Source organism: Roseateles sp. P4_D2, assembly GCF_056401875.1.
In genome coordinates, this window is the sequence record NZ_JBFUIM010000011.1 from 232,982 (window position 1) to 248,107 (window position 15,126).

At 67.6% G+C, this 15,126-nt stretch carries 15 protein-coding genes; all 15 read right to left on the minus strand.

Going from position 1 to position 15,126, the window contains the following annotated elements; all coding sequences use genetic code 11:
- Nucleotides 1-7 precede the first annotated feature (7 nt).
- Complete coding sequence (locus tag AC1DW0_RS20490) at nt 8-190, minus strand: DUF2065 domain-containing protein (protein WP_056198157.1); 183 nt, start codon at nt 188-190, stop codon at nt 8-10.
- Complete coding sequence (gene hflC / locus AC1DW0_RS20495; RefSeq protein WP_477947630.1) at nt 187-1,083, minus strand: protease modulator HflC; 897 nt, start codon at nt 1,081-1,083, stop codon at nt 187-189. Before hflC ends, AC1DW0_RS20490 begins: the two co-directional genes overlap by 4 nt.
- Nucleotides 1,084-1,098: 15 nt before the next feature.
- Entirely contained in the window at nt 1,099-2,346 is a 1,248-nt protein-coding gene (hflK, locus tag AC1DW0_RS20500; protein ID WP_157281646.1) for an FtsH protease activity modulator HflK, read from the minus strand.
- Complete coding sequence (gene hflX, locus AC1DW0_RS20505) at nt 2,343-3,584, minus strand: GTPase HflX (RefSeq protein ID WP_235531995.1); 1,242 nt, start codon at nt 3,582-3,584, stop codon at nt 2,343-2,345. The genes hflK and hflX overlap by 4 nt, the downstream gene beginning before the upstream one ends.
- A 10-nt stretch (nt 3,585-3,594) precedes the next feature.
- Complete coding sequence (gene hfq / locus AC1DW0_RS20510) at nt 3,595-3,837, minus strand: RNA chaperone Hfq (RefSeq protein ID WP_056198163.1); 243 nt, start codon at nt 3,835-3,837, stop codon at nt 3,595-3,597.
- A gap of 82 nt (nt 3,838-3,919) precedes the next feature.
- Entirely contained in the window at nt 3,920-5,257 is a 1,338-nt protein-coding gene (der, locus tag AC1DW0_RS20515) for a ribosome biogenesis GTPase Der (RefSeq protein ID WP_056198165.1), read from the minus strand.
- A complete protein-coding gene (bamB, locus tag AC1DW0_RS20520) occupies nt 5,254-6,390 on the minus strand; it encodes an outer membrane protein assembly factor BamB (protein WP_477947633.1) in 1,137 nt (378 codons plus the stop codon). The genes der and bamB overlap by 4 nt, the downstream gene beginning before the upstream one ends.
- A complete protein-coding gene (locus AC1DW0_RS20525) occupies nt 6,387-7,058 on the minus strand; it encodes a YfgM family protein (RefSeq protein WP_457349687.1) in 672 nt (223 codons plus the stop codon). The genes bamB and AC1DW0_RS20525 overlap by 4 nt, the downstream gene beginning before the upstream one ends.
- 37 nt (nt 7,059-7,095) lie before the next feature.
- Nucleotides 7,096-8,403: a histidine--tRNA ligase gene (gene hisS / locus AC1DW0_RS20530; RefSeq protein WP_477947634.1), complete on the minus strand. Its 1,308-nt coding sequence runs from the start codon at nt 8,401-8,403 to the stop codon at nt 7,096-7,098.
- Between the two features lie 11 nt (nt 8,404-8,414).
- Nucleotides 8,415-9,677: a flavodoxin-dependent (E)-4-hydroxy-3-methylbut-2-enyl-diphosphate synthase gene (gene ispG, locus AC1DW0_RS20535; protein WP_457443357.1), complete on the minus strand. Its 1,263-nt coding sequence runs from the start codon at nt 9,675-9,677 to the stop codon at nt 8,415-8,417.
- Complete coding sequence (locus tag AC1DW0_RS20540; protein WP_477947637.1) at nt 9,677-10,567, minus strand: helix-turn-helix domain-containing protein; 891 nt, start codon at nt 10,565-10,567, stop codon at nt 9,677-9,679. Before AC1DW0_RS20540 ends, ispG begins: the two co-directional genes overlap by 1 nt.
- A gap of 33 nt (nt 10,568-10,600) precedes the next feature.
- Nucleotides 10,601-11,383 carry a type IV pilus biogenesis/stability protein PilW gene (gene pilW, locus AC1DW0_RS20545; RefSeq protein ID WP_457391783.1) on the minus strand — a complete coding sequence of 261 codons (783 nt, stop codon included), beginning with the start codon at nt 11,381-11,383 and terminating at the stop codon, nt 10,601-10,603.
- A 29-nt stretch (nt 11,384-11,412) separates the two neighbouring features.
- The gene (rlmN, locus tag AC1DW0_RS20550) at nt 11,413-12,522 is read right to left on the minus strand and encodes a dual-specificity RNA methyltransferase RlmN (RefSeq protein WP_477947643.1); all 1,110 of its coding nucleotides are present in this window, start codon (nt 12,520-12,522) and stop codon (nt 11,413-11,415) included.
- 128 nt (nt 12,523-12,650) lie between these two features.
- On the minus strand, nt 12,651-13,079 hold the full coding sequence (ndk, locus tag AC1DW0_RS20555) for a nucleoside-diphosphate kinase (RefSeq protein WP_056198178.1): 429 nt from the start codon (nt 13,077-13,079) through the stop codon (nt 12,651-12,653).
- 83 nt (nt 13,080-13,162) lie between these two features.
- On the minus strand, nt 13,163-15,126 hold a 1,964-nt coding region (locus AC1DW0_RS20560), incomplete at its 5' end, for a pseudouridine synthase (protein WP_477947646.1).

The following is a 15,126-nucleotide window of genomic DNA, read 5'->3' on the forward strand; positions in this document are numbered from 1 at the left end:
CTTCAGATCAGCGCAACCAGAGCAGTCCGAACACACCCATCAGGATGCTGGCCAGGCCGATGAAACGAATCTGCCCATCGCTCATCGCCAGGATGCGGCTGAAGACCTCGCGCCAGCGCGCCGGGCTGAGCAGGGGCATCAGCCCCTCGATGACCATCACCAGCGCAAGCGCGGTGAGGAGTTCGTTCACTTGCGCGCCGGTGCGACGGCGGCCGCGGCGCCGGAGCCCCGCATGGCCTTGAAGAAGTCGCTGGATGGATCGACCACCATCACGTCGCTCTTCCTGCTGAAGCTGGCGCGGTAAGCCTCCAGCGAGCGGTAGAACTGGGCGAACTGGGGATCACGGCCAAAGGCTTCGGCGTACAGGGCAGAGGCCTTGGCGTCGCCCTCGCCTTTGATGAGCTGGGCATCACGGAAGGCCTCGGCAACGATGATTTCGCGCTGGCGATCGGCATCGGCCTTGATCTGCTCGCCCTCGGCGGAGCCGGTGGACCTGGCCTCGGCGGCCACGCGCTTGCGTTCCGAATCCATGCGGCGGTAGACCGACTCGGTGATGCTGGCCGCGAAGTCCACACGCTTGATGCGCACGTCAACGACCTCGATGCCGAACTGCTTGGCCTCGTCGGCCAGGCGTTTGCGCACGTCCTGCATGATCTTCTCGCGCTCGGTGGCCAGCACGGCGATGACGGTGCGCTTGGTCACTTCATCGTTGAAGGCGGCCTGCACGACGGGCACCAGGCGGTTCTCGACGTTGCGCATGTCAGCGCCGCTGTTGCGGATGAACTGGCGCGGCTCGGCGACGCGCCACTTGATGAGCCAGTCGATGACCAGGCTCTTCTTTTCAGCTGTGAAGACGGGCCGCGACTCGGTGCTGTCAAGCGTCTGCACGCGGCGGTCCAGCAGCACGACGTTTTGCAGCGGCGGCGGCAGCTTGAACTTCAGGCCCGGCTCGGTAACGACTTCCTTGATCTCGCCGAGCGCATAGATGACGGCGAACTGGCGCTGGTCGACGATGAAGAGCATCGACGACAGCAGCATCAGGACGACGATGGCGCCGGCGACGATGGCGGCAATACGGTTCATTCGGATGGTCCTCGATCAGCGGCCGTCGCGGCTGCGCTGGTTGTCACGGCTGCGCAGGTCGTTGGCACTGGGCAGCGTCTGCGGCTCGGGCACGGTGGTCGGCTGCGGTGCCGACACGGTCACGGTGCCGCTGCTGCCTTGCTGCAGCAGCTTGTCCAGCGGCAGGTAGAGCAGGTTGGAGCCGCTCTTGCTGTCCACCATCACCTTGCTGACGTTGGTGTAGACCTGCTGCATCGCGTCGATGTAGAGGCGGTCGCGCGTGACCTGGGGCGCCTTCTGGTACTCGGTCAGCACGCTCTTGAAGCGCGCCGCATCGCCCTCCGCCGTTGCGATGACACGGGCCTTGTAGCCCTCGGCCTGCTCGCGCAGCCGGGCGGCATCGCCTCGCGCACTCGGGATCTTGTCGTTCGCGTAAGCCTGGGCCTCGTTCTTCAACTGCTCACGGTTGGCATTGGCCTTCTGCACGTCGTCAAACGCCGCCTGCACCTGCTCGGGCGGCTGCACGCTCTGCACATTGACGTTGACGACCTGGATGCCGGCCTTGAGGCGATCCAGCTGGACCTGGATGGACTTGACCAGGTCAGCGGCGATGGCGTCGCGCTGCTCATAGAGCACCGAATCCATCGTGCTCTTGCCGACGATCTCGCGCACCGCCGACTCTGCGGCCAGCAGCACGGCCTGCTCGGGGTCACGGTTCTCGAACAGGAAGTCGCGCAGGTCACGGATGGTGAACTGCACCGTGAAGCGGATATCGACGATGTTCTCGTCCTGCGTCAGCATGGACGAGTCGCGCAGGCCGGTGGCGGCGACGACCGAACTGCGCCCAACCTCGACCTGGCGCAGCTGCGAGACCGGCTGGATCTCATGCGCCTGGAAGGGATAGGGCAGGCGCCACTGGAAACCAGCTTCGACCGTCTTGCTGTACTTGCCGAAGGAAGTGATGACGCCCTGCTGGCCTTCCTGCACGATGAAGAAGCCGCTGGCCAGCCAGCCCAAAACGACAACGCCGGCGATGAGGCTCAGGCCAATACCGGCGCCCTTCATGTCGGGCGAGCCACCGGAGCCGCTGGGGCCGGATGGCCCGCTGGACTTGCCACCGAACATGCCCGAGAGCTTGCGATTGAATTCGCGCCAGAGCTCATCGAGATCGGGCGGGCCGTCGTTGCGGCCGTTGTTCAGCAACCGGCTCGCGGCACGGGCGACCGGCGTCATCAGACGCTGGGCCCAGGTGCTGCGGGGCGTGGTGTGAGGAGTGCTGCTCATGCCTGGGAGGGGTCTGAGGAAGAAGTTTCGGGATCCGACGAATCAGTGTCGAAACGTGGGTCCCGTTCGTCGGGAATCAAGGGCTGGACCTGCATGGCGGTCGCAATCAGCTGGCGCAACTCGGCAAGTCCGCTGCCATCCAGGGCGCTGACGAAGACTCGCGGCGTCGGCTCGGTACTGCCATTGGCGCGCAGCACGGCGTCGACGATCTCGCGCGGGCGCTGATCGCCGGGCAGCAGATCCTGCTTGTTGTAAACCAGGATCTGCGGCACGTCGGCCGCACCAATCTCGGCCAGCACGCGCTCGACCTCCGCCATCTGTTCCTCCAGCACCGGGCTGGCGGCATCAACGACATGCAGCAGTAGGTCGGCGTCGGCCGCCTCCTGCAGCGTGGCGCGAAAGGCCTCGACGAGCTTGTGCGGCAGGTCGCGGATGAAGCCCACGGTGTCAGACAGCGAGACGCTGGCCGCGGCCTGCTCCAGGTAGAGGGAGCGCGTCGTCGTGTCCAGCGTCGCGAACAGCTGGTTGGCCGCATAGGCGCGCGCCTTGGTCAGCGCGTTGAACAGCGTGCTCTTGCCGGCGTTCGTGTAGCCGACCAGCGAAACCTTGAAGACGCCATTGCGCGAGCGCGCCTTGCGCTGCGTGCCGCGCTGGCGCTGCACCTGCTTCAGGCGTTCCTTGGTCTTCTTGATACGCTCGTCGATCATGCGGCGGTCCAGCTCGATCTGAGCCTCGCCGGGGCCGCCGCGCATGCCGATGCCACCACTCTGGCGCTCCAGGTGGCTCCAGCGCCGCACCAGGCGCGTGGCCAGGTATTGCAGGCGCGCGAGTTCGACCTGCAGCTTGCCCTCGTGGCTTTGCGCACGGGCGGCAAAGATCTCGAGAATCAGCGCGGTGCGGTCGGCGACGGGCACGCCGAGCACGCGCTCCAGGTTGCGCTGCTGGGCCGGCGAAATGGCCTGATCGAACAGCACCGTGTGGGCCTGGTGGGCCAGCACGAGCAGCTTGATCTCGTCGGCCTTGCCGGAGCCGACGAACAGGGCGGCGTCAGGCGCCGGGCGGCGGGCGATGACCTTGGCGACGGGCGTGTCACCGGCGGATTCCGCCAGCAGGGCCAGTTCATCCAGGCTCTCGTCAAAACCCTGGGCGTTGCGGTGACGACCGAAATCGACACCCACAAGAATGGCGCGCGCCGCCTCGGAGGGCGGCGTCGCGTCGTGGGCAGAGGTCGAGGACAAGGGGTGGGGATCAGGCGTCCGCGGGAGCGTCGCCGGCGTGGAAGTTGACCGCACGGCCCGGCACGACAGTCGAGATCGCGTGCTTGTAGACCATCTGCGTCACAGTGTTGCGCAGCAGGACGACGTACTGGTCAAACGATTCGATGTGGCCTTGGAGCTTGATGCCGTTCACGAGGTAGATCGAAACGGGCACATGCTCTTTGCGGAGCAGGTTCAAAAAGGGGTCCTGCAAAAGTTGGCCTTTGTTGCTCATCGGTATGCTCCGAGTTATTCGGGGGGATGGGGGACTACGGGTAAGACCTTAACACAGCGTCTCAGGCCCTCCAGAGGTCAGCCTAGGTCTTTTCGTCGAAGGGATTCTTCGAAGAACGCAGCTCGATCTTCAGCGGCGTTCCGACCAGCTTGTAGTGCGCGCGGATGCGGCCTTCCAGATAGCGCTTGTAGACCTCGGTGACACCGTCCAGCGCATTGCCGTGGATGACGACGATGGGCGGGTTCTGGCCGCCTTGGTGGGCATAGCGCATCTTGGGGCGCGAAACCCCCGAGCGCTTGGGCTGCTGATGCTCCGTGGCTTCCTGGATGAGGCGGGTCAGCACCGGCGTCGTCATCTTGCGGTAGGCCGAGGCGTAGGCGTCGGCCAGCGAATTCCAGACCGCCGACAGGCCCTGGCGCTTCAGCGCCGAGATGTTGTGCATCGGCGCGAACTTCAGGAAGGTCAGACGCTGCTCGATCTGGCGCTGCAGCGTCTCACGCTGGTAGCTGTCGACGGCGTCCCACTTGTTGAGCGCAAGCACCACCGCACGGCCGCTGTCGAGGATGTAGCCGGCGATGTGGGCATCCTGGTCGGTCACGCCCTGGGTCGCGTCCAGCAGCAGCAGCACGACGTGCGCGTCGGCAATCGCCTGAAGCGTCTTGACGACCGAGAACTTCTCGATGGCCTCGAAGACCTTGCCCTTGCGGCGCAGGCCGGCCGTGTCGATGAGCTTGAATTTCTGGCCGTTGCGCTCGAAATCGACCGAGATCGCGTCGCGGGTCGTGCCCGGCATGTCGAAGGCGACGAGGCGCTCTTCGCCCAGCCAGGTGTTGATCAGCGTGCTCTTGCCGACGTTGGGCCGGCCGGCCACGGCCAGGCGGATGACGCCGTCCTGCTGCGGCCCGGCACCGAATTCCTCGGTGGCGTCCTCGAAGGGCTCCAGCACCGCGTCCAGCAGGCTGCGGATGCCCTGGCCATGGGCCGACGAGATCGGATGCGGTTCGCCCATGCCGAGCTCATGGAACTCGGCCAGCAAAGGCGATTCGCTCATGCCCTCGGCCTTGTTGACGGCCAGATGCACGCGCTTGTTGACGCTGCGCAGATAGCGCGCAATGTCGCTGTCGTGCGCCGACAAACCCAGGCGGATATCGACGACGAAGATGACCGCATCGGCCTCGGCCACGGCCTGCTTGGTCTGCTTGGCCATCTCCTTGACGATGCCGGTGCTGCTGTCGGGCTCGAAGCCGCCGGTGTCGATGCAGATGAACTCGCGGTCGCCCATGCGGCCGTCGCCGTAGTGGCGGTCGCGCGTCAGGCCGGCGAAGTCGGCCACGATGGCGTCGCGCGACTTGGTCAGGCGGTTGAACAGCGTCGACTTGCCCACATTGGGGCGGCCGACCAGGGCAATGACAGGTTTCATTCGGCGGTGATCGCGAACAGGCCGCCGCTCTTGGTCGCAACGAGGGCCGTGTCGCCCTGCAGCGCGATCGTGACGACCGGCGAGCCGTCGGTGGCCAGGCGTGAGCGCGTCTTGCCGGTGTCGCGGTCGATCAGATGGACCTGGCCCTCGAAGTCGCCGATCAGCACCTGCTTGGCCGTCACAACGGGTTCGGACAGCTTGCGGCGCTGGAACTGGTCCGCCGACCAGGCGAGGTCGCCGTTGGCCAGCTTCCAGGCCGACAGGCGGTCGGAGGCGTCGCCGGCGACGACGACCTGGGCGTCAGCGCCGATGCCGTTGGTGCCACCGACGACGCGGTTCCACAGCGCGCTGCCGCGCTCGGCGTTCACGCAACCCACCGAGGACTGGAAAGCGCGCGCGCAGATCACCTCGCCCTGGCGCACAGCCGGGCCAACCAGGTCGGCCAGGCGCTCGACTTCATTCGTGCCACGCGGCGTGGCCACGCTGGCTTCCCAGCGCAACTGGCCCTTGACCGGGTCGACACCGGCCAGGCGCGGGCCTTGGCCGACCACCAGTGTGTCCTTGTAGGCCAGCAGCACACCGGCCTTGGCCAGCGTCAGCGGCTCGCCGGGGCGCTTCAGCTCCCAGATCTTGCGGCCATCCAGCGCGTCGAAGGCCAGCACTTGGCGGTCCAGCGTCAGCGTGAAGACACGCTCGCCAGCCACCAAGGGCGCAGCGACGACGGGCGTCGGCAGGGCCTTCTTCCAGGCCACCTTGCCGTTGTCCAGCACGACCAGTTCGTTGTCACGGTTGACGACAGCGGCAAAGCGGCCATCGCTGCCGATCCCGGCCGACAGCTTGGCGCCCACATCGCCGCGCCAAAGCTCGCGGCCATCGACGGCGGCCAGCGCGCGCACGCTGCCATCGCTGCTGGCGACGACGAAGCGGTCACCAGGCGTCGCGATGCTGAGCGGGAAGCCGATGTTGTCGCCCTTGGCGCTCCAGACGATGCGGCCGCTGGCCGGGCCGGACAGGGTCTCCAGCGCAGCCGGCTTGTCCTTCTCGCTGCCGAACCAGGAGGTCCACGTCGAGCTGATCGTGGAACAGCCGGTCAGCGAAGCCGCCAGCAGCGAGATCAGGGCAACCCGCCTCATTGCGCGGCTCCGGCGGCTTCGACGGCGGTCGGCACACCCAGCGTCGCCAGCTTGGCCTCGACGATGCGGCGGTAGTCCTGGGTCTTCTCCAGGCCAGCCAGGGCCTTCTGGTACTCGGCCTTGGCGGCGTCGCGCTTGTCCTGCAACAGCAGCAGGTCGCCACGGCGGTCAGCCACCAGGGCGGCGAATTCGGTCGTCTTGATCGCGTCCAGCGTCTTGCCGGCTTCGTCATAGGCCTTGGCGTCGAGCTGCAGGCCGGCCAGACGCAGGCGGGCCACGTCGCGGTAGGGGCCGCCCTCGGCGCCCTGCTCGGCCACCCAGGTCAGGCTCTGTTTGGCGTCGTCGGCCTTGCCCTTGTCCAGCTGCAGCTTGGCAACCTGCAACCCGGCCTGGGCCGCATAACCTGTGCCGCCGTAACGGGCTTTCAGGTCGCCCGCGGCGATGGCGGCCTTGTCGACGTCCTGGGCGGCCAGGGCGCGGTCGAATTCGTCGTACATCGCGGCGGCCTTGGCAGCTTGGTCGCGCTGATACCAGTTCCAGCCTTGCCAGGCGGCAAAGGCGGCCAGGACGGCGGTCAGCACCCAGGTGATGAGGTTGCCCCAGCGCTTCCAGAACGCTTTGAGTTGTTCGAGTTGTTCTTGTTCTTCGAGGTCGAGATGGGCAGCCATGGGAAAACTTCAGGAAAGGGTCTCGGGAGGCCCGGGATTATGCGGGGAGGAGGTCGGCGGCCCAGGAGGCCACGTCGGCGAGCGGCCGGCTGTGCTGTTCGCCACCGTCGCGCAGCGCCTTGACGCTCACCTCGTCACGGGCCAGTTCGTCGGCACCGAACACCAGCACGAAGCGCGCGCCCGAGCGGTCGGCCTTCTTGAACTGCGACGTGAACGAGCCGCCACCGGCGTGCATCTGCACGGCCACACCGGCCGCGCGCAGCGCTTCCAGCGTGGGCAGGATGCGGGGCAACTCGGCCGGGTCGGGCACGACGGCGTAGACGTCAGGAACGAGCGTGGGCGACTGCAGGCCCAGCGTCTCCAGCAGCAGCAGCAGGCGCTCCATGCCCATGCCGAAGCCCACGGCTGGCGTGGGCTTGCCGCCCAACTGCTCCACCAGGCCGTCATAGCGGCCGCCGGCGCAGATCGTGCCCTGGGCGCCGAGCTTGTCGGTGACCCACTCGAACACGGTGAGGTTGTAGTAGTCCAGCCCGCGCACCAGACGGGGGTTGATGCGGTAGGCCAGGCCCACCGAGTCCAGCAGTGCACGCACACCGTCGAAGTGGGCTTGGGATTCGGGGCCCAGGAAGTCCAGCAACTGGGGCGCACTCTCGGCCATGGCCTGCATGGCGGGGTTCTTGGTGTCCAGCACGCGCAGCGGGTTGGCGTACATGCGGCGCTTGGCTTCCTCGTCCAGCACGTCCTGGTGCTGCTCGAGGTAGCTGATCAAGGCCTCGCGGTGGGCGCGGCGCTCGTCGGGCTGGCCCAGGCAGTTGATCTCCAGCGTCACGTCCTGGCCTTCGATGAGGCCCAGTTCGCGCCACAGAGTGCGGGCCAGCAGGATGACCTCGGCGTCCACGTCCGGGCCGGCAAAACCGAGCGCCTCGATGCCCATCTGGTGGAACTGGCGGTAACGGCCCTTCTGCGGCTTCTCGCGGCGGAACATCGGGCCGATGTAGTACAGGCGACGCGGGCTGTCGCGCAGATAGCTGTGCTCGACCATGGCGCGCACAACGCCCGCCGTGCCCTCGGGGCGCAAGGCCAGGTGCTCGGCCTGGCCATGCTTGTCGGCGCGGTCCTCGAAGGCGTACATCTCCTTCTCGACGATGTCGGTCACCTCGCCGATGCCGCGCACGAACAGCGCCGTGGGCTCGACGATGGGCACGCGCACGTTCTGGTAGCCATAGCGCTGCAGCACGCTGCGCATCTTGGCCTCCAGCCACTCCCAGCGCGCCGATTCCGGCGGCAGGATGTCGTTCATGCCCTTCACCGCTTGCAGCGGCTGCAACTTCTTGGTCTCGCTCATGGAATCCGGGTTCAGGCCGTGGCTGTGGCGCCGAAGCGCTTCTCGATGTAGTTTTCGACCAGCGCGTGGAACTCGGCCGCAATGTTGTCGCCGCGCAGGGTCAGCGCCTTCTCGCCGTCGATGAAGACGGGCGCCGCCGGGGCCTCGCCGGTGCCGGGCAGGCTGATGCCGATGTCGGCATGCTTGCTCTCGCCGGGACCGTTGACGATGCAGCCCATGACGGCCACCTTCATCTCCTCGACACCCGGGTATTTGTTGCGCCAGACCGGCATCTGCAGGCGCAGGAAGTCGTCGATCTGCTTGGCCAGTTCCTGGAAGGTCGTGCTGGTCGTGCGGCCGCAGCCCGGGCAGGCGGTGACGCTCGGGTTGAAGTGGCGCAGGCCCAGGGCCTGCAGGATCTCGAGCGCCACGACCACTTCCTGGGTACGCGACTCGCCCGGCTGGGGCGTGAGGCTGACGCGGATGGTGTCGCCGATGCCTTCCTGGGCCAGGATGCCCAGCGCGACCGAGGAAGCGACCGTGCCCTTGGTGCCCATGCCGGCTTCGGTCAGGCCCAGGTGCAGCGCGTAGTCGCAGCGGCGGGCCAGCTCGCGGTAGACCGAGATCAGGTCCTGCACGCCGCTGACCTTGCAGCTGATGATGATGTTGTCGGGGTTCAGGCCCAGCTCGGCGGCATAGGCGGCCGACGTCAGCGCCGATTCGACGAGAGCCTGGTACATGACCGGCTTGGCGTCCCAGGGCTGGGCACGCTTGGCGTTCTCGTCCATGAACTGCGCGAGCAGCTCCTGGTCCAGGCTGCCCCAGTTGACGCCGATGCGCACGACCTTGTCGTACTTGGCTGCGGCCTCGACCATCATGGCGAACTGGCGGTCCTTCTTGTCGCCCTTGCCCACATTGCCGGGGTTGATGCGGTACTTGGACAGGGCCTGGGCCATGGCCGGATGCTCGGTCAGCAGGCGGTGGCCGTTGTAGTGGAAGTCGCCCACCAGCGGCACGTCGATGCCCATGCGATCGAGCTGCTCGCGGATGTAGGGCACGGCGTCGGCCGCCTCGGGCGTGTTGACGGTGATGCGCACCATCTCCGAGCCGGCAATCGCCAGCTCCTTGACCTGGATGGCCGTGCCGATGGCGTCCACCGTGTCGGTGTTGGTCATGGACTGCACGCGCACCGGTGCGTCGCCGCCGACCGTGACGACACGGCTGCCCCAGACCACGCGGGCCTGGCGGCTCCTGCGCGGCGCAGGTGCGGCCTCGGGGATGATCCATTCGCTCATCATTTCAACTCCAGTCGAGCGATGTTGTCCTTGGCTAGCGGCGCCAGGTCGACGGCGGCACCGCGCCATTCGACCTGGGTGCCGCGCACATTGCCAATGCGCAGCTTGTAGGGCGCGGCGCCCGTGAACTCCTGCTGTTCGCCCGCACGCAGCACCCGCGACAGCAGCGGCTGGCCCTTGGCGTCGGCAACCTCGATCCACGTATCGGCCGTCGCCGTCACGCGCAGCGCGCTGCCGGGCGAAGCGGTGACCGTCGCCTTCACCGGCGGCGCAGAGGCGGGCATGGCGGCGGGCGGCGGTGCAACATCACGCACCTGCAGCGGCGCAGATGCCACGGGTTCTGGCAACGTCGTTGCTGGTTCGGAGGCGGCGGGTGCGGGCACGAATTCGACGATCGGCGCGCTCGCCGTGACAACGGTGCCGGACGCCGCTGGAGCCACCACGCTGGCGCCGCGTTCAGGCAACCAGCCCGCTGGGATCCAGTAGATGGCCGCTGCGGCGATCAGCAACAGCAACGGCCCCCAGACGACGGGCCGCGCCGCCAGGCCCAGCACGCCGCCATCAATGGGGCCGGCACCGCGCTCACGGAAGGGCTGGTTGAGCCCAGGGCGCACGTCGAACTCGCGATCGCGCGTGCGCGGCAGCATCACCAGCACCGGTGCCGGGTCCACCTTGAGCGCCCGGCACATGGCCGTGGCCAGCGCGCGGGCAAAGGTGGCGTCGGGCAGCTCGTCGAAACGGTCGGCCTCCAGGGCCTCGAGCTTGGCCTGCGGCACCTTGAGCATGACCGCCAGGGCGGCGATGTGCAGGCCGCGCTGCTGGCGCGCGTTCCTGAGCCAGGCGCCCGCGGTGGCGGCCTGGCTGGCGAGTCCCTCGGTGGTGGGTTCCATCGTCTCGTTCTTGCTGTGCGCCGCAGTCACGGCTTATTCGTCGTAACGGCCGGCGTCCAGGGACTGGGTCTCCGGGGCCTGGGGGTATTTGCGGCGCATTTGCATGGCCAGATCGTCCACCGTGCCGCTGTTGCCGAGCTTGCGCTCGATGCGCAACTGCAGCCACAGGCTCTGGGCATTGACCTGCTCGGGCTGACTGTTGACACGCTTCACATAGAAACGGGCACGCTCCAGCTCGCGGTTGCGAAACAGCACATCGGACAGATTCATGGCGACGGCCGGGCTGCCGGGGTCCAGCTCGAAGGCGCGCGCCAGCGTCTTCTCGGCGACCAGCATGCGGCCCGAACGGGCCTCGCAGACGCCCTTGGCGAGCAGGGTGCGGGCCGGCGCGCGATAAGTGGACTGGGCCAGGGCCTGGTCGAACAGTGAGTCCGCCGTCGGCCAGCGCTGCTGCTGGCACATGAACCAGCCGTAGTTGTGCAGCGTGTCGGGATCGTTGGGATAGACGACCAGGGCGCGGCGGAAGGCCTCCTCAGCAAGCTGGTGCTCGCCCATGGCGGCGTAGATGAGGCCGCGCAGGTTGACGGCTTCACGCATGTCGGGCTTGAGCTGCAGCGCCATCTTGAGCTCGTCCAGGGCCGTGTTGAACTGGCCGCGCGAGAAATAGCCCTGGGCCAGTTCGAGCCGGATCGCGGCGCGGCGGTCGCCGTCGGTCTGGTCCGAGTCGGTCTTGATCTCGCGGTCGGCGCTGGGCGCGGTGGTACCGGCGCAGGCAGCAAGGAGGGCGGTGGCCAGAACGATCAACAGTCGCTTCATCAATTCCTCGAAGGTGGCACCAGGGGGCATCAGGTGGATTTGGCCACCGTGACGGGTGCCCTGACCATGCGGATATGCGCGCGGGTGCGGTCCTGCACCTCGCCGGCCAGCTGGCCGCAGGCGGCGTCGATGTCGTCGCCGCGCGTCTTGCGCACCGTCGTCACGATACCTGCCTGGATCAGCACCTCGGCAAAGGCCTGCACGCGCGCATTCGTGCTGCGCGTGAGGCCCGAGGCCGGGAAGGGGTTGAAGGGGATCAGGTTGATCTTGCAGTTGACCTTGTGCTTCAACAGCCGCACCAGCTCATGGGCCTGCTCGGGCGAATCGTTCACCTCCTGCAACATGCAGTACTCGAAGGTGATGAAGTCGCGCGGCGCCTTCTCGAGGTAGCGGTTGCAGGCGTCCAGCAACTCGGCGATGGGGTATTTCTTGTTCAGCGGCACGAGCTGGTCGCGCAGCGGATCGGTCGGCGCGTGCAGGCTGACGGCCATGGCCACCGGGCAGTCCTCGCGCAACCGGTCGATCATGGGCACGACGCCCGAAGTCGACACGGTGACGCGGCGGCGGCTCAGGCCATAGCCATGGTCGTCCAGCATGGTCTTGAGCGCCGGCACGAGCTGGTCATAGTTCTGCAGCGGCTCGCCCATGCCCATCATGACGACGTTGGAGATCACCCGCTCCGTCGTGTTGAGGCGTTTGCGCAGGTTGTGCTCGGCAGACCAGAGCTGGGCCGTGATCTCGGCGGTCGTCAGGTTGCGGCTGAAGCCCTGATGGCCCGTCGAGCAGAAGCGGCAGCCTACCGCGCAGCCGGCCTGGCTGGAGATGCACAGCGTGCCGCGATCGTCCTCAGGGATGAAGACGGCCTCGACGGCATTGCCGGCACCGACATCGAACAGCCACTTGATGGTGCCATCCGTCGAGACATGTTCGGAAATGACAGGCAGCGCCGCGATGTGGGCACGGCCCTTCAGCTTCTCGCGCAGGGACTTGGCGAGGTCGGACATCTGGTCGAAGTCCGACGCGCCCTTCTGGTGGACCCAGCGGAACAGCTGGGTCGCACGGAATTTCTTTTCGCCCAGTTGCTCGCAGTAGGCGGCCAGGCCTGGGAGATCGAATCCGAGCAGGTTGACCGTATCCATTGCAAACCTCCAAGCGCCCCACCGTCGCCGGCTAGTGTCTTACTTAGCGACTGCAGCGGAACTGGCTTTGCCAGGCCGCTAGCAGTGCCCCTTGAGGGGCCGGCGTCAGCCGGTAGGGGTGGGCTTGATCAGCGACCGGCGTAGACGTTCATGCCGGGGAAGAAGAAGGCCACTTCGACAGCGGCCGTTTCGGCGGCGTCGGAGCCGTGCACGGCGTTGGCGTCGATGCTGTCGGCGAAGTCGGCGCGGATGGTGCCCTTCTCGGCCTTCTTGGGGTCGGTGGCGCCCATCAGGTCACGGTTCTTCAGGATGGCGCCTTCGCCTTGCAGGGCCTGGATCATGACCGGGCCGGAGATCATGAAGCTGACCAGGTCGTTGAAGAAGGGGCGGGCCTTGTGGACGGCGTAGAACTGTTCAGCTTCGACGCGCGACAGGTGCACCATCTTGGCAGCCACGATCTTCAGGCCGGCGCCTTCAAAACGGGCGTAGATCTGGCCGATGACGTTCTTCGCCACGGCATCGGGCTTGATGATGGACAGGGTGGTTTCGATCGCCATGGAGTTCTCCTGAAGGGCTGTATTGGACAAAGCCTGTGATTGTAGCGGGCAGGGATGACCCTAGTTGTATCGCCTGCCCGGTTTCAGCGACGTCCGCCGTAGCCACCGCCGGAGCGACCACCGCCACCGCCACCGCCACCACCGCCGCCCTTGCCACCGCGGCCACCCCCGCCGCCACCGCCGCGGCGCAGGAAGGCGTCACCGCCGATATAGCCCACCGAGGTCTGCATCGGATCGGGTTCACGCGGGCCATTGCCCTTGTTGCCACCGCCCTTGCCTTGCCTGTTGTCCTGCTGGCTGCCGCCAGCGCCAAAGCCCTGAGGCAGGCCGCGCTTGCCGCTCGTCGCATGGCGGCGGTCGAAGGTCTGCTCCAGCGGGTTGACGTGATGCGGAATGAAGCCGTCATCCTCCTCATCGTCACGGCGCGGGGCGCGCTCCTCGCGCGGCGGACGGGCCTGCTGAGGCTGCGGCGCCTCGGGCGGGCGGCTCGGGCGCGGGCCGCCACTGCCGCTGTGGCGCTCGTCGTTGCGGCGCTTGTTGCGATCGTTCTTGTTGCCTTGGCCCTGCTGCTGTTGCGGCTGGCTCTTGCCCTGCCCTTGCCCGAAGTTCTGGCCCTGGCCACTGTTGGAGGTATGGCCGGCCAGGCGGCGGATGACGCGCACGTCGTCATCGCCCAGTTCCACCCAGACGCCGCGTTTCAAGCCCCGCGGCAGCACGACGGTGCCGTAACGGATGCGGATCAGGCGGCTGACGACCATGCCGACAGCCTCGAAGAGCTTGCGCACTTCGCGGTTGCGGCCCTCGGTGATGACGACGCGATACCAGCGGTTGGCGCCTTCGCCGCCACCGTCCTCGATGCTCTTGAAGGAGGCCACCTGGCCCTCGACGTTGACGCCTTCGAGAAGCTTGGCGCGCTGCTCGTCGCTCAGCGCCCCCAGCACCCGGGCCGCGTACTCACGCTCCACGCCGAAGCGCGGATGCATCAGTTGGTTGGCCAGTTCGCCGGAATTGGTGAACAGCAGCAGGCCTTCGGTGTTGATGTCCAGGCGGCCGACGGACTGCCATTTCTGGCCCTGCACGCGCGGCAGCGAGCGGAACACCGTCGGGCGGCCTTCCGGATCGTTGAACGTGGACACCTCGCCCGTGGGCTTGTGATAGGCCAGGATGCGCGGGTTTGGCGGCGAGATGCGCACGCGCACCTCCTTGCCATTGACGCGCACCCGGTCGCCGAAGGAGATGCGCTGGCCGACATGGGCGACCTCGCCGTTCACCTCGATCTTGCCCTCGGCAATCCATTCCTCGATGTCGCGGCGCGAGCCGATGCCGGCCTGGGCCAGCACCTTCTGCAGCTTGGGGGCATCGGCATCCGGCGCCAACACGCGCTTGGCTTCGCCCTCAACGCCCTCCTCCACCGCTTCGTCAGCCTCGGGCCGCAGTTGCGGCGGCTCACCCACCGGCCCTTCGGATTCGGCGTCCAGATTGCCCGACAGCACATCGGCGAACCGCGCCCCCGCGGCCTCGACAAGTTCGGGCGCCACGACCGCGCCGGGCAGTTCATCCCCGCCCGCGACCGGGGCATCCTGACGCTCCGCACGGTCCTTGCGGTTGCGGCGACGGTTGCGGCCTCGGCCGCCACGCTCGCCGTCTTCACCCGCCTCGCCGTCACTCCCTTCGTCATCCGCCTGACCACTCGCCGCGGCCGGCGTGGCCGGCGCCTCTTCCGCCAACGTGAAGATGGGCACCGCGACAGGCGCGGGCGCCTCTGCGGCGACGGGCGGCGCAGCCTCCTCAGCTGCGGCGGCCTTGCGCGGCGCGCGCTTGCGGGCCGGCGCAGGCGCCTCGTCGGCGGGCGCTGCCTCGGGCGCAGGCGCTGCCTCCTCCACCACCGCCTCAGCGGCCTTGCGGCGGGTGCGCTTCACTGCCACGGGCGCGTCGGCCTCGGGGGCGGTCTCGGCGGGTGCCTTGGCCGTCGTGCGGCGCCGCTTGGGCGCGGCAGGCGCTTCGGCGTCGGCGTCGGGAGGCAGGGACTTGTCTTGGTCGGCAGCGT